This is a genomic window from Defluviimonas salinarum (assembly GCF_026013545.1).
GTDB classification, from domain to species: domain Bacteria; phylum Pseudomonadota; class Alphaproteobacteria; order Rhodobacterales; family Rhodobacteraceae; genus Albidovulum; species Albidovulum salinarum.
Genome location: NZ_JAPDOG010000010.1, coordinates 131,917 through 150,671 on the forward strand (window position 1 = coordinate 131,917; position 18,755 = coordinate 150,671).

Consider the following 18,755-nt stretch of genomic DNA (forward strand, 5'->3'; position numbering starts at 1 on the left):
TGGTTACTTACTGAACTTCCACGTCCTCGACGGTGCTGCCGCGGCGGACGCGGATCGTCGTCTTGGTGATGGCCTCGGGCACGGGCGACTTGTCCCGCATGAGGTCGGTCAGCCGGATCGAGTCGAGCGGCTTGTCCGCGATGTTGTCGATCGACCGCAGCGAAAGGCTCAGCGTCCCGGCCTTCTGGGCGAGCGCGAGCTTCTGGCTCTCTTCGGGCGTCACCTCGACGGTGACGGTCTGGGCGATGCCGGGCTGGTCGGTTTGCTCATTGGCATCCTGGTCGACGCCGAGGATGCGGATGTTCTGCAGGATCGTGACCGCGCGCAGTTCGGCTCCGCCGCCCTGGGTCAGGACGATGTCCACGGCGTCGCCCGGCGTGACGAAGCCGCCGACGGCGGTTTCGGCGGCGACCTTGATCGCCATCGCGCGGGTGTTCTCGCGCAGGCTTTGAACGATGGTCACCTTGTCGCCGAAGTTGGACACCTTGGAGGCAAGCACGAGCTCGCCCTGCGCCATTGCACGGGTGGCGCGGCGCGGCGGCATGCCGGGCTTGGCGACAAGCTGATCGAGATCGGTGATCGCGCCCGGCGGCAGCGCCGCGCGGGGCCAGGCGATGACCTGGAGGGCTTGGGGCTGGATCGGCTGGCCGAACGAGATGTCACGACCGGCAACGATCACGCTGACGAGGGCCGCTGCGGGGTCGGTCTCGGCCGTCGCCTTGCTCTGGTTGATGTATTCGCGTGCGCCGAAGGCGGAACCGCCGGCAACCGCGACGCCGAGGACGGCGATGAGAATGGAACGGGTTCCCACGGTTTTTCTCCTGATTGCGGGACCGGGCGGGCGGAAGGGGCGTCGCCCGGTCCGGGTGATGCCTCGGGATCTTGGTCCGGAGGCCACTGCCGGGGCATCGGTGACGCCCCGGCAAGACGGTCGCCTGGGCGACCCGATGGGCTTACCAGGTCGGCAGCGTGAAGGTCTGCGAGGTGCCCGGCATGCTCGTGCCGGCCTCGATGAACGCACCGTTGATTTCCGGTGCGAGGACGGCGCCGAACAGGCCGAAGACGAGCACGGCAAGCATCACGCCGACGCCGTATTCAACCAGGGTCACGCCTTTTTCATCGCGGCCGAACTGCTTCCACTTTTTCAGAATTGCAAAGCGCATTGTAATCTCCTCAAATGCGGTTTTCTGGGCTTCGGGCTGAAGCCCGAGAGAGAGACAAGCCGAGACGGGTGTTCGGCTCCCATTCATGATTGCGGCTGAAATGTGTCCGGGCATCGTCTGAAATGCCGATAAATACACGCATAGGTAGAATTTTCTGCCGAATGAGGCAAAATCTGGGCGAAACGACTCGGCGCCACGCGACTCGCGGGCACATCCGAATCTCGGCGGCGATCAGGCACTCCACGCCCGCCGTCCCGCCGCGAAGGCAACCGCGACGATCCGCGCCCGAACTTTCGTCCCGCCGCGATCGGAACCTGATTTCCGGCGCAAACAGCCGCTTGAATGAAACGGGAATCTGTCGAAAGATTTGGGAGTGGATCGGTCGAGTTCGGTTTGATCGGCTCGCGTGCCGGGAGAGGGGCTTCGGCACCGTTCCCGCCGATGGATTGCGGCGGCGGCGACACGATCAAACGGGTTGAGGGGAAGGGACAGCCGTGGGCAACGAGACGGGAGAGCTTTACACGCGGCTCGGAGAGCCCCTTTTGCCGTTTCCCTATCTCGTGGCGATGATACTCGTCTCGCTCCCGCTCGCGGCCCTTGTCGGGTACCGCTTCGGACACGTCGAATACGGTCGACGGCAATACGACAAGGTCCCGCCCGAGCAGGTTCCCGGCGCCACGTCCCTTGGTGCGATGCTGGCGCTTGTCGGGCTGCTGCTCGGCTTTGCCTTCAGTTCGGTGCTCAACTGGCGCGAGGCGCGTCAGACGGCGCTTGTCGAGGAGGCGGCGGCGATCAGCTCGGCTTTTCTGGGCGCCGATCTGCTGAAGGATCCGGGGCGCACCGATCTCCAGACGCAGATCCTCGCCTATGCGCAGACGCGCCTTGCCAGCAACGACGACCTCCGGACGCGGGAGGCCTTCGGTGCGTTTCTCGAACGAACGCTCGAGGCGCAGGCCGAGATCTGGCCCGCCACCATGCGGGCAATGAGCGACGCCACCTCCGATCCGGTCCGGACGCTGGTGGCGCGGGGCGTGATGGACATGCTCGATTCCCATACGCGGCGCATTGCCGCGGCGGCCGAGCAGGTCCCGCCTCCGGCGCAGCTGATGATCTTCCTGGCCGCCTTGGTCGCGATCATGATCGTGGGCAACCGCTCCGCGCTGCAGGGCCGGCCGCAGACCTGGCGCACCTTCGCCTTCGCGGGCCTTCTGGCTGTCGTGATGATCATGATCCTGGATCTCGATCGAATGCATGAAGGCACGATGCGGCTGAATCCGGACACGATGCTCGCCACGATCCACGATATGGAGACGGCCCTGGCGGCTTTGGCGCGTTAGCCCGCAATGTGCCGTCAGTCGGACCGGAGCGCGTCCCCGCACGGACGCAGTTCAGTCCGCCGCGAGACGTCTCCGCGCGTTCGGCCTCACCGCCGCCTCTTGCCGCCCCTTTGACCCGGCCGCCCCGCCGTCGAGCGTCCGCTGGCCTTGGTTGCCGCATCCACCGCCTCCTCGACCGCCGATTGCCGCGCCAGGGGATCGTCCGAAAGGACGAGGTCGACCGCTTCGAGCCGCTTGATCTCGTCCCGGAGCCGGGCGGCTTCCTCGAATTCGAGGTTCTCGGCCGCCTTGCGCATCTGGGTGCGAAGGCCGTTGAGATGGGCCTCGAGGTTCGCGCCATGCATGGGCCGGTCGACCTTCGCCGTTACCCGGTTCATGTCGACGTCGCCCTTGTAGAGACCGGCAAGGATGTCCTCGACGTTCTTCTTCACCGTCGCGGGCGTGATGCCGTGGGCCGCGTTGTAGGCCACCTGCTTCTCGCGCCGCCGGTTGGTCTCGGCCAGCGCCCGCTCCATCGAGCCGGTGACGCGGTCGGCATACATGATGACGCGGCCCTCGGCGTTGCGGGCGGCCCGGCCGATGGTCTGGATCAGCGAGGTTTCCGAACGCAGGAAGCCCTCCTTGTCGGCGTCGAGGATCGCCACCAGCCCGCATTCGGGGATGTCGAGCCCCTCGCGCAAAAGGTTGATGCCGACGAGCACGTCGAAGGCGCCGAGGCGGAGGTCGCGCAGGATCTCGATCCGTTCGATCGTGTCGATGTCGGAATGCATGTAGCGCACCCTGATGCCCTGTTCGTGCATGTATTCGGTCAGGTCCTCGGCCATGCGCTTGGTCAGCGTGGTCACGAGGGTCCGGAAGCCCTTGGCGGCGACCTTGCGCACCTCGTCGAGAAGGTCGTCCACCTGCATCTCGACGGGCCGGATCTCGACCTGCGGATCGAGAAGCCCGGTCGGGCGGATCACCTGTTCTGTGAAGACACCGCCGGCCTGCTCCAGTTCCCACGCCGCCGGCGTGGCGGAGACGAAGACCGATTGCGGCCGCATCGCGTCCCATTCCTCGAACTTCAACGGCCGGTTGTCCATGCAGGAGGGCAGTCGGAACCCGTGCTCGGCGAGGGTGAACTTGCGCCGGTAGTCGCCCTTGTACATGCCGCCGATCTGGGGAACCGAGACATGGCTTTCGTCGGCGAAGACGATGGCATGGTCGGGGATGAACTCGAAGAGGGTGGGTGGCGGTTCACCGGGGGCGCGGCCGGTGAGGTAGCGCGAGTAGTTCTCGATCCCGGCGCAGGAGCCGGTGGCCTCCAGCATCTCGAGGTCGAAGTTGCAGCGCTGTTCGAGCCGCTGGGCCTCGAGCAGCTTTCCCTCCTCCTGCAACTGCTTGAGCCGCAGCGCCAGCTCCTTGCGGATGCCGACGATGGCCTGTTGCAGCGTCGGGCGCGGCGTGACGTAGTGGGAATTCGCGTAGATGCGGATCTTTTCGAGCGTGTCGGTGCGGGCGCCGGTCAGGGGGTCGAACTCGGTGATCCCTTCGAGCTCCTCGCCGAAGAACGAGAACCGCCAGGCGCGGTCCTCGAGGTGAGCGGGCCAGAGGTCCACGGTATCGCCCTTCACCCGGAACGCGCCGCGCTGGAAGGCGGCATCGGCGCGGCGGTACTGCTGGGCGACCAGATCGGCGAGGAACTTGCGCTGTTCGTAGAGCTTGCCGACCTCCATGTCCTGGGTCATCGCCGAATAGGTCTCGACCGAGCCGATGCCGTAGATGCAGGAGACCGAGGCAACGATGATGACGTCGTCGCGCTCCAGAAGCGCCCGCGTGGCCGAGTGGCGCATCCGGTCGATCTGCTCGTTGATCTGGGATTCCTTCTCGATATAGGTGTCGGTCCGGGCGACATAGGCCTCGGGCTGGTAGTAGTCGTAGTAGCTGACGAAGTACTCGACCGCGTTGTCGGGGAAGAAGCCCTTGAACTCGCCGTAGAGCTGGGCCGCGAGCGTCTTGTTGGGCGCGAGGATGATGGCCGGGCGCTGGGTCTCCTCGATCACCTTGGCCATGGTGAAGGTCTTGCCCGTGCCGGTCGCGCCCAACAGCACCTGGTCGCGCTCGCCGTCGTTCACCCCGGCGCTGAGCTCCGCGATGGCCGTCGGCTGGTCTCCGGCCGGCGCGAAGTCCGTCCGCATCGCGAAGCGCCGGCCGCCCTCGAGCTTGGGCCGGGTCAGGACCTCCGGGCGCGGGGAGGGGGCGTTGGTGTTGTTGTGGGGCATGGGCGATTCCTCCGGCCTCCCCAATTTGATCCGTTTTTGTTCCGGTTCAAGGTTCGGCGCGGGAGTTCATTGTCGCTTCTGGAGGGGAAATCAAGTCCGCGCTTGGGTGTTGTCCGACGAGAGGCCACAAACAGAGAAACTTCACTATCGAAAACAACTTTAGATTGAACCGGCTGCGTTTCGCGGTAACATGGGTCCTGCAAGCAGCACCTGACTGCCGGTCATTGGCACCCACCCACCTGCCACCACCCACCCACGAACGCTCCCTGTAGCACCGACCGGCAGTCAGGCCTGCTCGCCGCCTTGCCGGCCGGGGCGGACAGTTCCTGATCCCACCGGTTCGTCGCTGCCCCGATCCATGCTATCTTCCGAGTCGGGAGCGGGAACGCATGATTGGTTGGAGGGTAATCCATGAAGTATAGCATCGTCGCGACGCTCTTGATTTCGGCGCTTTCAGGCCCGGCGGCGGCCCAGTTCGTTCCCTCCGCAGAGTCGCTTGAGGGCCTTTACCCGGGGAAAACTTATTCGCCGTACGCGAAGCGGCCGTTCCCGAGCCGGGTCTTCTGGGGCGAGTCCCATCTGCACACGGCCCTTTCTCCCGATGCCGGCCTCTTCGGCAATACGCTCGGCCTCGACGAGGCCTACCGCTTTGCCCGCGGAGAAGAGGTGACCTCGGCCACCGGCCTGCCGGTCCGGCTCGCGAGGCCGCTCGACTGGATGGCCGTCGCGGATCATTCCGACATGATGGGCTTCGCGCCGGACCTCTTTGGCGGCGCGCCCGCGATCGTCGACACTGAGCAGGGGAGACGGTGGTTTGAAGGCCTCCAGCAGGGCGGTGAGGCCGCGTCCAGCGCGGCGCTCGATCTCATCACGACCTTTGCCCAGGCGAAGCTCGACCCGAAACTCCTCGCGGCCTACTCGCCCGGCTCCAGCGCCTACAACGCCATCTGGGAGGACGTGATCGAAGCGGCCGAGAGATACAACGATCCGGGCGTGTTTACGACCTTCATCGCCTATGAGTGGACGTCGCTCGTCAAGGGCAACAACCTGCATCGGAACGTCATACTACGCGATGGCGCCCGCCGGGCCGAGCAGGTGGTGCCGATGGTTACCCAGGAGCCGTTCGGCAGCACCGATCCGCTCGACCTCTATGCCTGGCTCGAGACTTACGAAGCGAAAACGGGAGGCCGTGCGCTCGCGATCGCCCACAACGGCAATCTGTCGAACGGGTTGATGTTCCCGATCGATGCGCAGTACACCGGCGCCGCCGTCGACGAGAACTACGTCACGCTGCGCGACAAGTGGGAGCCGCTCTACGAGGTCACCCAGATCAAGGGCGATGGCGAGACGCATCCGGTCCTCAGCCCGACCGACGAGTTCGCGGATTTCGAGACTTGGGATGCCGGCAACCTCGACCTGTCGGAGGCCAAGACCGATGCGATGCTGCGCACCGAATATGCGCGCGAGGCGCTGAAGCAGGGTCTTGCGCTCGAAGAGAAGCTCGGGACCAATCCCTACAAATTCGGGATGGTCGGTTCCACCGACAGCCATACCTCGCTCGCCACCGCGGATGAGGACAACTACTTCGGCAAGGCGACAAGCGCCGAACCCTCGCCAAAGCGGATGAGCCACGCCTTTGCAGAGAGCGATAAGGGGGTCTTTCCCGGCTGGTCGCTGTCCGCCTCGGGCTACGCGGGGGTGTGGGCGACCGAGAACACGCGCGAGGCGATCTGGGACGCGATGGCGCGCAAGGAGGTCTACGCGACGACCGGTCCGCGCATGATGGTGCGTTTCTTCGGCGGCTGGGATTTCACCGAAACCGACCTGCGGTCGCGGCAGCCCGCGTTCCGCGGCTACGGGGACGGCGTGCCGATGGGCGGCGACCTCAAGCCGGCGCCCGACGGCGCCGGAGCGCCGACCTTTATGGTCTATGCCCTGCGCGATCCGATCGGCGCCAATCTCGACCGCATCCAGATCGTCAAGGGCTGGCACGCAGCGGACGGAACCCTGAACGAAAAGGTCTATGATGTCGCCTGGTCGGATGGCCGCGAGCCCGGAGATGATGGCAAGTTGCCGCCCGTCGGCAATACCGTCGATCTCGAGGCGGCAAGCTGGACGAACACGATCGGCGCGGCCGAGCTTGGCACCGTCTGGACAGATCCGGAGTTCGATCCGTCGCAAAGGGCGTTCTACTACGCCCGCGTGATCGAGATCCCGACGCCGCGGTGGGTGGTCTACGACGCGGTTCGCTTCGGGGTCGAGATCCCGGAGGACGCGACGACCACGCTCCAGGAGCGGGCCTATACCTCGCCGATCTGGTACACGCCGGCCAGTTGAGCACTGAACGCCCGCGCCGCCTTGTCCTTCCAGAGGGGCGCGGGCGCCGGTGCGATTGCGGATAGGGATCGTCCCCCTTGCAGAGTCCCGCCGGTTTCAGGATAAGAGGCGGGAACCAGATGGAGTTTGCCCATGCGCGCGCGCATCTATCAACCGGCCCGCAACGCGATGCAGTCGGGAACCGCGAAGACGAGGCAATGGTTGCTGGACTTCGCCCCTTCCGAGGCGCGCGAGGTCGATCCCCTGATGGGCTGGACCGGTTCGGGCGACACCCAGGCCCAGGTCCGGCTCAAGTTCGACAGCCGCGAGGCGGCTGAGGACTACGCCCGCGCCAATGGCCTCGACTACGTCGTGAGCGAGCCGCACAAGCGCAAGCCCAATATCCGCGCGCGCGGCTACGGCGAGAACTTCGCGACCGACCGCAAGAGCGCCTGGACGCACTGAGATTTGTGTGAATCGCACTCAAGTTACTGCGGAATCGCAGTCGAGATCCGGCGACGCCGCTTGACTGATCAATATGTGGCGCGCTTTGAGGTGCGGCATCAATATCTAGCGAATCCGTAGGTCCGGCGGTCCGGCTTGCGCCTCCCCGGGCCTTGAAGCCGGCGGACGACAAGAGGAGCGTGGAACAAACCTCTGCTTGCGGACGCGGAACTCCCCCTCGATGACGGGCGAGCCCCGCTAGCGTTTGCAGACCTCATTCTATCCACCTGAGCGCCGAGCTCACACCGAAGGGCGGCCCGTGATTTCCGCGCTGTAAGTCCGCAAGTTAGAGGCCCGCACAATTTGTTCTCCGTGCGGCCAAACAAACGGTGGGCGCCTGTCAAAGGCGATCGCGATTTGTGGATGCGGGCATAAATCTGCCAAACGGGCGGTCATCTCTGCCAAAAAAACCGGGAAAACTTGCCAGGGCTGAACGCAGACGGTTTGCGCGGGCGGTTGGCAGCACCCCGCAGAGCGCGTCGGCGATGTCGATGTCGAATCCCTGTGGTTCACCTGCAGGGGAGTACTCAAGGAAAGGCGGATATACCCCCGGTTATGACACGCAGACGCTCTTGCGCCCCCGCCACTCCTGTCAGCAGCAGGCTGGCCAGCGAAGCAATTAGGATTTCCAGAAGTCCTGACAGGATCAGGCTGGGATACGCACTCGCCGCGGGTCGGGGCTTGCTGTTTTCGGCGTCTGCGTACCGCCGCGACAACATCGTTGACTTCCTATCCACAACGATCTGCGAGATGCCAGCCGCGGGACACTGGCTCCAACAAACCTTGACGATACTCATATCATTTTCTTGCGTGGCAGTAATCCGATTCCGTTTTCCCGCGGCGATACGATCGCGATGCCTTCGGGCATCTCAGCCACGCCCACTCAAACCGATACGCCTGGATCCCCAACCAGAAAACGGCGCTGCATTCTCAGCACCCTCCGGTCGCATCCGACGCGGCTTGTGCGACTCGCCGGCATAATCTTGGCTGCTAAGCGTCGATTCCTGAAACAATTGCAACAGAATTGGTCCGATTTTGAAATCAAGCAGAAAGGGGGCGGGTGCAGCCTTACACGATCAGGAACCGGCACATGGTTCCAAGGCATTCGATGGAGAAAGCAATGAAGACCATCCTTTTTTCCGCCTGTGTAATCGGACTAGCCTCGACCGCCCTCGCCGAAGGCGGTTCTTCAGCGGTTGATGGCGCGTCGCGATATTTCGAGAACGTTTCCGCGAGCTTCGCGCGTGCCGGAATTGTGCCGGACCGCGCTGCAACCGACAGCGCCGTCTATCGCGATCTTGTCATCGCAAGCTTCGCTCGGGCCGGAATGGTGGCGGATGATCCGGCGCCGGCCGGGGGGGCGCAATACTATGCTGACCTGATCGCCGCAAGCTTTGAACGTGCTGGCATGCCGGTCGCTGGGTGGATGTCCAGGCCGGGTCAGGACGTCGTGGCGGCGAAACACTACAACGCGCAGGTTGATGCGAGCTTCCTGCGCGCAAACATGTCGCCGCCGCGGGCGACGTCGGCGCTGAGCTACCTCGAGGCCGTCGACGAGAGCTTTGAACGTGCGGGCATGCCGGTGCATATCGAGATTACAGGCATGATCACCGCGCTTTGGTAGAGCTCAATCGATCGACCGCCGCCGCAGTCGATGCTGCGGCTGCGCTGACGAGGGACACCCATCATCGACGCCGAGACCGGCCACTGTTGACATTTGCGAGGAATGCAATTGCTGAAGCGCGGTCCATCGAAGGTGACGTTCCGCCGCAACCGATGGGCGCTGTTGCGCAACACAGCCGCATGGGACGGAAAGTTGCGCATTGTATCAGGTGCCTGAAGGAAAGTTTCTCCGCGGGACTGGCATTCTGGGCGTTCCACTCCCATCTTGATTGCAACGGCGGGGTATCTCTTCGCCGGATTAGGAACTTCCGCACATGAGGGCCAAGAATGCGACTGTTGCCGCAGGGGCGACTGACATAGACGTTTCACATCGATTCCCGACAACCGACTTGGCCCGCGAGACCCGTACGCGGCGTCCTGCACCGAGGGATCGAGTTGCTGGCAAGATTCCGCGCGGCGGATACGCGTGGCCCGAGTTCTTCGTCCGTCTAGGAAATGGAACGTTGGACGCGCCCAGCGTTTCTCCGGCAAAGCCCATTCAAGAGTAAACCCTCGTGTCAGTTGATACCGTTGCCGGCAGATCGGCGCGGGTTCCCGTGTGAATTGGCCGAAAACGGCGATACATCGTTGCCGGTCGTCGGCACCGGTCATCAAAGAGTAGCCGGGAGGTAAAACGGCGAGGTCAGCCTCGCCGTTTTGCTGGGCAAGATGTAGATCCAAGGAGGAAACAGAACATGGGTTACTCGGTCCCCAAACCGCCGCTAAACCTCGCCGAATTCCTCAGCCAGAAAGGCACTCCTTACCACGTCCGAAAGGCCAGCTGGAGAAAGCTGTCGACTGCCACCAAACCAGAAAAATCCGACACACGTTCCGCGCCACCAGCCAAGCCCGATGTGAGTTGAGCGTTGGCGTTAAATTAAATCCACAAATAGTTCTCAACGCGATCAAGGGCTAACGCGATAACTGACAATCTCAGAGACAATTTACTCGCAAATTACCGGCTTCCGACCTATATAGATTACGCATCTCTTGTTTTCGGACCTGTTCCTACTTGGCTCAGCTTTCGATCTTCAGCTTTGCCGGGCCGCTGCGCTGTGTGAGCGGCACTATACAAGGAATATCACGATGGCCAACGGCACCGTGAAATGGTTCAATCAAGGCAAAGGTTTCGGTTTCATCGCGCCTGAATCTGGCGACAGGGACGTGTTTGTCCATAGCTCTGCGCTCGAACGCGCGGGTATCCAGAGGCTGGATGACGGCCAGGCAGTCACGTTTGATATCGAGGCCGGGCGCGACGGCCGGCAGTCGGCGACAAATCTCGCGCTCGCTTAAGACTCTGCCGAATTAACCTCGGATGCGGGAATGGCTTTGAGCCGTTCTCGCATCTTCTATTTGAATCGGTATCTCCGCCGGGGGGCGTTTTCCTTATGGAAGAAGAAAATCTTGATAGAAATAAAATGGGGTAAGCCCCTTACTTTCGTTGTCACCGCCGAAGGTGACGCCCAAAAGTTCAGCACAATCGAGCAAGCATCGTATTGGCTTCAAAACAAGTGGCCGATTTCTGATGATGCCCGGCATCGCGCGCTCGACCAGCTAGATGCCGCCATGCACCGTCTCGCAACAGTTGGGTCTGCCCGACGGGCCTTCATCTTGGCAGCCAAGACCGCTGGGTTCGTGCCCGAGACACTGGTCGCTTAAGCCGCGTTCTTTGTCGATCGCCTAAGCCTGTCTTCCTCGCTTTCGGCAAATTCCTGTGCTCGCGTCACTACACCCGTCAGCAACCCCAAATCGCGAGTGCGACCGAGAGATGGCGACGCCCGAGCATATGGTTTCGGCCCCTTCGGAGAATGTCGGAACTATACGCAAAGAGGACGGACACGGTTTGCAGACATGTCCCCAACAATCAACGGTGGGGTGATTGCTCCCGATCAATTAGGGGGGCAATTTTTGTGGCCTGTTGGCGTTGGACCGGTGCGGACACTTCGCGGCCATAAACCGCAACATTCTATCGCCGCGTCCAAGGCCATGCGGAATCGGAATGGCGGTCAGAATGGGGGATTGCGCATATCCACCCATAGCCAAGCTATTGAGTTTAATAGTGATATTTAGATGATATGGCGGTGCTGGCAGACGAATGCGAACCAGTCTCCACAAGGACAGGATAACTTTCCCTTATCCCGCGCAGAGACCACGCCACTCGGCAAGAGCGGCGGCACGATTTCGTTTGAAGCTGGCTCGTGGGTGGAGGCTGCGTTCCGTGTTGAAGAGGTTGTAGACCGAGGCGTGGACGGAGGCGAATTTCTGGAGCGTTCGCATCTGCCGGAAGCGGAGCATCGCCCGCTCCCGCCTTCGAAATGGCTGGTGCGAGTTCTCCGCTCGGTTGTTCATCCACCGGCGGGTTTCCTGGCGATCGACAATGCCGAGTACACCGAGCGCGGCGCCATAAGAGCGCAGACGGTCAGTCACGAATTCGTCGGCTCTACCGTGCCGCTTCAGTGATTTCCTCAAGAATTTCAGGGCGGCGTTCTTGTCACGCTTCTTGGTCACGAAGCTCTCGAGCACCTCACCTTCATGATCGACCGCTCGCCACAGGTAGTGAAGTTCACCGTTGATCCTCACGAACACCTCGTCGAGATGCCAGCGCCATCGGCTCGAGCGCATGCCCTCGACGCGCCGTTTGCGGATCTCTGCCGCGAACATCGGGCCGAACCGATGCCACCAATACCGGACCGTCTCGTGGCAGATGTCGATGCCCCGCTCGTGCAGCAGGTCCTCGACATTGCGAAGTGACAGAGGGAAACGAATGTACATCATCACGGCCAGCCGGCTTGTCTTCCGATCGGCATCTCTCCGCGGCAGGTGGCGCGGTAATACCGCCGCCTGGCCCGGCGCCGGAAGCCGCGATGTCGCCGGGGGTGTCTGCAGAATCTTTAAACCGCGACAAGCAGCGTCAAGCCATCTTCCTGCCCTCAGCCGACGGTGATATTATTTCCCGGTTTTCAACGCGCGCCGAGCCTCCGCTCGATCTACGGGGAACATTCTGGCTTGCTGCGGGCTGAGCAACCTTCGAGTCCTTCTCAGGAACTGGCCGAGCGCCGCGGCTGGACCGGTCCGACCTTGGCCAATGGCGTGCTCACCGCCGAGCTTGCGGACTTCTGCCAAAGTGGCATCAGCGTCATCTTGGCGAGCCGCGGTACCGCCGGCCGGCCGGTTGTCGGTCGCGGTCTGGCCTGCCGGATCGACGCTGAAGGCCGTGTCCGGGTGATCTATCGCGAGCCGGCCAATGCCGCCTTCCAGCGGGCGATCGCGACGGGTGCACCGATCGCCGTGACCTTCACCAAGCCCTATTCCCACCGCTCGATCCAGCTCAAGGCCCCGCGCGCCGAGATCGTCCGCCCGGCGCCGCCCGATGGCCCGGCGGCGTTCAGCCAGGCGCGCGCCTTCCGTGACGAACTGGTCGCGATCGGCTATGCCGAGTCCCTCGCCACGGGCTACACCCGGTTCGAACCCCACGAACTCGCCGCACTGGAATTCCTGCCCGACAGAGCCTTCGTGCAAACGCCAGGCCCAAGCGCGGGGAGCGCGCTGTCGCCATGACCGCCCCCTCGCTCGACGTCATCCGCAACTGCTTCGAGGGTGTCGTGCCTGCGGTGCTCGCGACCTGCGACGCGGAGGGCGTGCCGAATGTCTCCCTCGTCTCGCAGGTTCATTACGTTGATCGCGGGCGGGTCGCGCTCAGCTACCAGTTCTTCAACAAGACGCGGCGCAACATCCTGGCGACGGGCGGCGCCACCGTGTCGGTCCTCGACCCGGAGTGCGTGACCGATTACCGGCTCGACCTTACCTACGAGGAGACCCAGTCCGAAGGCGCGCTTTTCGAGATCATGAAGGCAAAGCTCGCGGGCATCGCCTCGCATAGCGGCATGGAAGGTGTGTTCCAGCTGCGCGGCGCCGACATTTTCAGGGTCCTGTCGGTGGAAGTCGCGTCAGGTCCCTTCGCCGTGCCGCCGAGCGCACCGCGGAACCTGCTGTCCGCGGTCCGGCGGAGTTGGGACATACTGGGCGAGGCGCGCGAGTTCGGCGCGCTTCTGGACCGCACGCTCGATTGTCTGAGGGACTGTTTCAGCATCGAGCACGCGATGATCCTGATACGCGACGAGGCGGCCGAACGGTTCTACACAGTTGCCTCGACGGGCTATGCCCGATCGGGGATCGGATCGGAAATCGCGCTTGGCCACGGCGTCATCGGCGTCGCCGCGCGCGAAGGCGTGCCGATCCGCATCGGCCACATGACCTCGGAATACAGCTATGGCGCGGCCTTGCGCGACCAGGCACGCGACTACGGGCTCGAGGCCGCCGACGCGACCGAGATTCCCTATCCCGGCCTTCCCGCGCCGGAGAGCCAGATCGCGCTTCCGGTCGTGGTCGCAGGGCGCACGACGGGTGTCCTCTTCGCTGAAAGCCCCGAGCCGATGCGGTTTCGCTACGACGACGAGGACGCATTGGCGCTGGTCGCCGCGCGGCTCGGAGAGCTGATGGCCTCGGGGCTGGATCCGGTCGGGGTGGAATATGGCGAGCGGCTGCCGGCCTGCGCGACCACGCAGCCCATCCGTGTGCGCCACTACGGGGCCGACAACAGCGTCTTCATCGACCATGACTACCTGATCAAGGGCGTGGCCGGTGCGATCTTCTGGAAGCTCGCGGGCGAGCACGCGCTGACCGGGCGGTGCGAGTTCACGAACCGCGAATTGCGGCTTGATCCCGCGCTCAGGCTGCCGGAATTCGCCGAGAATCTCGAGGCGCGGCTCGTCCTCCTGCAGCGGCGGCTTGTCGAGCGCGCCTGCCCGATCCGGCTCGAGAAGGCGGGCCGAGGCCGTCTTCGGCTCCGCGTCCCCAGTACGCTGATCCTCGAGGACATTCCGGCCGCCGGCGGAAAACTGACCGCTTAGTAAAGTTTTAGCATTTCGTGCAGGGACTCTTACCGAGCCTCCCCAGCCGCAACGATCTATCTCTGAGCGCACCGAGACCGGTCGCCGGTTTCGAAATCCATCCAAGCCGAGTGACAGAAATGACCTTGCTCACCCCTTCCATTGTTGCCACCGGGCCGGTTCCACCGGCCATCGAGATCCGCGAGGCGGTGCCGGCCGATACCGATGCCGTGGCGCGGATCATGTATGAGGCGTTCCGCCGGTTCCACGAGAGCCGCGGCTTCACCCCGGACGTTCCCGATCTCGAAACGACGACCGGAATCGCGGCCGGCCAGATCGAGGATCCGGCCAGCTACGGCGTGGTCGCGCTGTCGGCCGGTCGCATCGTCGGCTCAAACTTCCTGAGCGAGGGCGATGCGATCCGCGGAGTCGGGCCGATCTCGGTCGATCCCGACATTCAGGATGCCGGAGTGGGGCGGCTACTGATGCAGGCGGTGCTGAAACGCGGCGCGAAGGCGCGCGGGGTCCGGCTCCTGCAGGACGCGTTCAACACGAAGTCGATGGCGCTCTACGCCTCGCTCGGCTTCCGGGTACGCGAACCCGTCGTCGTCATGACTGGCCGACCGCGCGATAGGTTGCCGGCCGGGACGCAGGTGCGGCCGATGGCTCCGGCGGACCTGATCGCGGCGGACAACCTTGCGCGCCGGGTCCACGGTTATGCGCGCGGCGCCGAACTGCGCGCGGCGCTCGGGCGCGGCACGCCCGTCGTGCTCGTACACGACGGCAGGGTCGTGGCCTACATGACGATGCCGAATATGTGGCTGCTGAACCATGCCGTCGCGGAAAGCCAAGCCGACCTGATGGCGCTCGTGCTCGGTGCCGGCGCGGCCAGTCCCGAGCCCATAGGGTTCCTCGCGCCGATCCGCCACGCCGAGTTCTTCCGCTGGTGCCTCGGCCAGGGGCTACAGATCGTCAAGCCGATGACGCTGATGACGCGCGGCGAATACAGCGAGCCGCGAGGCGCCTGGATTCCGTCCGTACTCTACTGAGACGCTCATTCTCTCGGAGAACCGAAATGACATCGAACGCGCCTCCCTGGCCGCGCAAGACGCGGGAATTGCACAATCACCACTTCGATTCGACAATCTCGAACGACTTCCGCTTCCGGCCCGACGACATCGTGATCGGCACCTATGCCAAGTCGGGCACGACCTGGATGCAGCAGATCGTCGGTCAGCTGATCTTCGCCGGCGCCGAGGACGTTAACGTGCCGGAACTGTCGCCCTGGCTCGACCTCAGGGTGCCGCCGAAGGAGGAGACGCTGCCGGCGGTGGAGGCGCAGACCCACAGGCGGTTCCTCAAAACCCACCTGCCGGTCGACGCGCTCGTCTTCTCGCCTGAGGCGAAGTACATCTATGTCGGCCGCGACGGCCGCGACGTGGTGTGGAGCATGTACAACCACCACGCCCGCGCCAATGTCGAATGGTACCGCGCGCTCAACGAGGCGCCGGGCCGCGTCGGCGAGGCGATCGCGCCGCCGCCCGCCTCGATCCGCCAGTATTTCCACGACTGGCTCGACCGCGACGGGCACCCGTTCTGGCCGTTCTGGGAGAACATCCGCAGTTGGTGGGAGGTGCGGAACCTGCCGAACGTACTTCTGGTGCATTACGCCGATCTCAAGGCCGACATGCCGGGCGAGATTGCGCGCATCGCGGAGTTGCTCGGCACCGCGGTGGAACCGGGCCGCTGGCCCGCGATCCTCGATCATTGCAGCTTCGACTACATGAAGCGCAATGCCGCGCGAAGCGCGCCCCTGGGCGGCATCTTATGGGACGGCGGAGCCGAGACCTTCATCTACAAGGGCACGAACGGCCGCTGGCGCGATGTCCTCTCGGCCGATGAAAGCGAAGAATACGAGCGCATGGCGAATGAGGCGCTCGGCTACGAAGCCGCCTACTGGCTCGCCAACGGCATGCGCGCGGACCGCCGGCAGGTCGCCTGAGAGGATCTTGCCCGATCCCGCGCGCGCCGGGCAGGGCCCATCGCAACGACCGCTCATTCAAGAGACTTGAGATGATGAGTTTCGAGGAAATCAGGTACGGCCTGCCTGGTAGGGCCGATACGCATGGCGCCCGGCCCGTCGGCCGCCTTCCGCGCGACGCCGATCCCGGCTGGCGCGAATGCGCCGCCCCGAGGGCGCGGGAGCGGTTCATGTGGCTTCGCGCGAAGCTGCGTCCACGCGGATTATGCGCCCCGGTGCTGGCGAAAAAGGTGCGCGCTCGGCGCGCCGGGTAAGGGGCGGAGATCTGCCCCGACGACGCTGATCCGCGCTCCGGCGATGTGTCGCCGGGGCGCCCGAAAACACCTTCCCGAAAGGTTTCCCGGAGCATCCCATGACCGATATCCGCAACAACACCACGCTCGGGGCCGCCGCGCGGCCCGCATGTCTGCCTGCGGGCATCGCGGCTGGCCTCGGGATGCTCATGCTGTCCATCGCGCCGGAGACGTTGAATGCCGGCGAACTACCCGCCAGCGCCGCGCGCGAGGCGCCCGCCACGCTGTTCGAGACCGGCCTCTATTCCGAACCGGCAAGGTTGACGGTCGATCCCGCGCACATCGCCTTCGCGCCGCAATATCCACTCTGGACCGACGGGGCGGAGAAGCACCGCTGGATCGCGCTGCCGCCCGGCAGCGCGATCGACGCGAGCGACCCGGACGGCTGGGACTTCCCGATCGGCACGCAGTTCTGGAAGGAGTTTTCCTTCGAGGGCCGGAAGGCCGAGACCCGCTACATGGAGCGGCTCGCCGACGGCAGCTGGCTCTTCGCCACCTATGCCTGGAGCGAGGACCAACGGAGCGCCGATCTGGTGTCAGGCAAGGGGCGGAAGGGCGCCCACCCGCTGGCTGGCGGCGCGTCGCACACGATCCCCGGCGTCACCGACTGCCGCGCCTGTCACATGTCCGGTCCGGTGCCGGTGCTGGGCTTCGGCGCAAGGCAGCTCGCGACCGACGACGATCCCCACGTGCTCCGGGGCGATCCCGCGCCGCGGCGGAACCGAGTGCTCGATGCGCTGGTCGCGCGCGGGGTCGTCGTCGGCCTCGACCCGCGCATCATCGCGGCAGACCCGCCCGGCCGGTCGCAACTCGAACGCGACGTGCTCGGCTACCTGCACGGCAATTGCGGCCATTGCCACAATTCAAAAGGACCGCTCGGCAGGCTCGGTCTCGACCTGCGCCAATCGGTGTCCGATCCCCATGCCAGACCTCTGGTGACCACGCTCGGCCAGCCGCTGAAATCGCCGCCGCCCGGCCTTACGCCCGGCACGGTGTCGCGCGTGGAGCCCGGCCGGCCCGACCTGAGCGCGCTTCCTCAGCGCATGGCCTCGCGCTGGCCGGTGCTGCAGATGCCGCCGATCGGCACCACGCTGGTGGATGTCGAGGCGGTCGACCTGATCAACCGCTGGATCGCCGAGGTGGAGATGGTCTCCGCCGAGGCCCGGCACGAAGACGGAGAAGAGGAATGACGAAACCCATACTGACGATCGCCGCGCTCGCTGCCGCCCTGCCGGCCGCGTCGCTGGCTCAGGACATGCCGGCGGAGGGCAAGGTCAAGCGCGGCGAGTATTTGGTAACGACCTCGGCCTGCCATGACTGCCATACGCCGTTCAAGATGGGCGAGAATGGCCCGGAATGGGACATGGATCGGATGCTGTCCGGCCATCCAGAGAGCGAGGTCATCACCGGCGGCGCCGTGCTTGACGGCCCCTGGGCGGCGGCCGTGTCGATGACCAACACCGCCTGGTCGGGGCCGTGGGGCGTCAGCTTCACCGCGAACCTCACGCCCGACCCCGAAACGGGGGGGCTGCGCGACTACAGCGAGGAGCAGTTCATCGCTGCGATGCGGAGCGGTCGGCATCTCGGGCAGGGCCGGCCAATCCTGCCGCCGATGCCCTGGCCGGTCTACGGCCAGATGACGGATGAGGATCTCAGCGCGATCTATGCCTATCTGCGCCAGATCCCGGCCGTCCGCAACAAGGTGCCCGAGCCGCTGCCCCCCGCGGCGCTGGCCAACTGAGCGCGGTGCCGCCGCGCTTACCTGGCACGTCCGGACGGCGCGGCGGCATTCATGCCAGTGCAACGATGGAGACGAACATGACGCACAGGGACGCGACAACGGCGGGTCTTTCCGCCAATGATGCGGCCGTCCTGACCGGCGCCTGCTTCTGCGGTGCGGTCGAGATCCGCGCGACCGGCGCGCCGGTCGAAATGGGTTATTGCCATTGCGGTTCCTGCCGCGCCTACTCCGGCGCGCCCTTCGTGACCTACGCGCTCTTCGCCGAGCATCAGGTCACGGTGACGCAGGGCGTCGAACTGCTCGGCCTCGTCAACAGGACGGGCATGAGCGCCCGGCGCTTCTGCAGGTGCTGCGGTGGCCATGTGATGACCGAGCATCCGGGCATGGGCTTCACCGACATCCATGCCTCGGTCCTGCCGGAGCTTCATTTCTGGCCGGTCTGGCATCTCAACTATGCGGAGGCCGTGCTGCCGGTGCGCGACGGGCTTCCGAAGCTGAAGGATTTCCCGGCCCATGCCGGCGGCACCGGCGAGACGCTGGCGGAGTAG

At 64.7% G+C, this 18,755-nt stretch carries 17 protein-coding genes; 13 read left to right on the plus strand and 4 right to left on the minus strand.

Going from position 1 to position 18,755, the window contains the following annotated elements; translation table 11 throughout:
• Nucleotides 1-7: 7 nt before the first annotated feature.
• Both cpaB and OM960_RS12755 read right to left on the minus strand, forming a co-directional pair.
• On the minus strand, nt 8-811 hold the full coding sequence (gene cpaB, locus OM960_RS12750; protein ID WP_264772189.1) for a Flp pilus assembly protein CpaB: 804 nt from the start codon (nt 809-811) through the stop codon (nt 8-10).
• Nucleotides 812-953: 142 nt separating this feature from the next.
• Nucleotides 954-1,163 carry a Flp family type IVb pilin gene (locus OM960_RS12755; RefSeq protein ID WP_264772190.1) on the minus strand — a complete coding sequence of 70 codons (210 nt, stop codon included), beginning with the start codon at nt 1,161-1,163 and terminating at the stop codon, nt 954-956.
• A 494-nt stretch (nt 1,164-1,657) separates the two neighbouring features.
• Between OM960_RS12755 and OM960_RS12760 the strand changes: the two genes are divergently transcribed.
• A complete protein-coding gene (locus OM960_RS12760) occupies nt 1,658-2,500 on the plus strand; it encodes a bestrophin-like domain (protein ID WP_264772191.1) in 843 nt (280 codons plus the stop codon).
• A gap of 86 nt (nt 2,501-2,586) precedes the next feature.
• On the opposite strand, the gene uvrB is transcribed toward OM960_RS12760, so the two are convergent.
• Nucleotides 2,587-4,761: an excinuclease ABC subunit UvrB gene (gene uvrB / locus OM960_RS12765; protein ID WP_264772192.1), complete on the minus strand. Its 2,175-nt coding sequence runs from the start codon at nt 4,759-4,761 to the stop codon at nt 2,587-2,589.
• Between the two features lie 411 nt (nt 4,762-5,172).
• Between uvrB and OM960_RS12770 the strand changes: the two genes are divergently transcribed.
• The 5 genes from OM960_RS12770 (at nt 5,173) to OM960_RS12790 (ending at nt 10,902) form a co-directional block, all read left to right on the plus strand.
• Nucleotides 5,173-7,098 (plus strand): DUF3604 domain-containing protein, encoded by a 1,926-nt coding sequence (locus OM960_RS12770; RefSeq protein WP_263334685.1) that lies wholly within the window; start codon nt 5,173-5,175, stop codon nt 7,096-7,098.
• Between the two features lie 132 nt (nt 7,099-7,230).
• A complete protein-coding gene (locus OM960_RS12775; protein WP_263334684.1) occupies nt 7,231-7,542 on the plus strand; it encodes an ETC complex I subunit in 312 nt (103 codons plus the stop codon).
• A 1,159-nt stretch (nt 7,543-8,701) separates the two neighbouring features.
• Nucleotides 8,702-9,205 (plus strand): hypothetical protein, encoded by a 504-nt coding sequence (locus OM960_RS12780; RefSeq protein WP_264772193.1) that lies wholly within the window; start codon nt 8,702-8,704, stop codon nt 9,203-9,205.
• A gap of 1,124 nt (nt 9,206-10,329) precedes the next feature.
• On the plus strand, nt 10,330-10,536 hold the full coding sequence (locus OM960_RS12785; protein ID WP_263334647.1) for a cold-shock protein: 207 nt from the start codon (nt 10,330-10,332) through the stop codon (nt 10,534-10,536).
• A 30-nt stretch (nt 10,537-10,566) separates the two neighbouring features.
• Nucleotides 10,567-10,902, plus strand: a complete 336-nt coding sequence (locus OM960_RS12790; protein WP_290428652.1) for a DUF982 domain-containing protein — start codon at nt 10,567-10,569, stop codon at nt 10,900-10,902.
• A 474-nt stretch (nt 10,903-11,376) separates the two neighbouring features.
• Here the strand turns inward: OM960_RS12790 and OM960_RS12795 are convergent, their stop codons facing one another.
• Nucleotides 11,377-12,063: an IS6 family transposase gene (locus tag OM960_RS12795; RefSeq protein ID WP_264772206.1), complete on the minus strand. Its 687-nt coding sequence runs from the start codon at nt 12,061-12,063 to the stop codon at nt 11,377-11,379.
• 186 nt (nt 12,064-12,249) lie between these two features.
• On the opposite strand from OM960_RS12795, the gene OM960_RS12800 reads away from it, so the two are divergent.
• The 7 genes from OM960_RS12800 to OM960_RS12830 all read left to right on the plus strand — a co-directional run bounded on the left by OM960_RS12800 (nt 12,250) and on the right by OM960_RS12830 (nt 18,755).
• Nucleotides 12,250-12,801 carry a hypothetical protein gene (locus OM960_RS12800; protein ID WP_264772194.1) on the plus strand — a complete coding sequence of 184 codons (552 nt, stop codon included), beginning with the start codon at nt 12,250-12,252 and terminating at the stop codon, nt 12,799-12,801.
• Nucleotides 12,798-14,153 (plus strand): GAF domain-containing protein, encoded by a 1,356-nt coding sequence (locus tag OM960_RS12805; RefSeq protein ID WP_264772195.1) that lies wholly within the window; start codon nt 12,798-12,800, stop codon nt 14,151-14,153. The genes OM960_RS12800 and OM960_RS12805 overlap by 4 nt, the downstream gene beginning before the upstream one ends.
• Before the next feature lie 119 nt (nt 14,154-14,272).
• Nucleotides 14,273-15,181, plus strand: coding sequence for a GNAT family N-acetyltransferase (locus tag OM960_RS12810; RefSeq protein ID WP_263340750.1), 909 nt, complete (start codon nt 14,273-14,275; stop codon nt 15,179-15,181).
• Between the two features lie 26 nt (nt 15,182-15,207).
• Nucleotides 15,208-16,134, plus strand: coding sequence for a sulfotransferase domain-containing protein (locus OM960_RS12815; protein ID WP_264772196.1), 927 nt, complete (start codon nt 15,208-15,210; stop codon nt 16,132-16,134).
• Between the two features lie 391 nt (nt 16,135-16,525).
• Nucleotides 16,526-17,656, plus strand: a complete 1,131-nt coding sequence (locus OM960_RS12820) for a hypothetical protein (protein WP_264772197.1) — start codon at nt 16,526-16,528, stop codon at nt 17,654-17,656.
• Nucleotides 17,653-18,207, plus strand: coding sequence for a c-type cytochrome (locus tag OM960_RS12825; protein WP_263340758.1), 555 nt, complete (start codon nt 17,653-17,655; stop codon nt 18,205-18,207). The genes OM960_RS12820 and OM960_RS12825 overlap by 4 nt, the downstream gene beginning before the upstream one ends.
• A gap of 77 nt (nt 18,208-18,284) precedes the next feature.
• Nucleotides 18,285-18,755, plus strand: coding sequence for a GFA family protein (locus OM960_RS12830; RefSeq protein WP_263340760.1), 471 nt, complete (start codon nt 18,285-18,287; stop codon nt 18,753-18,755).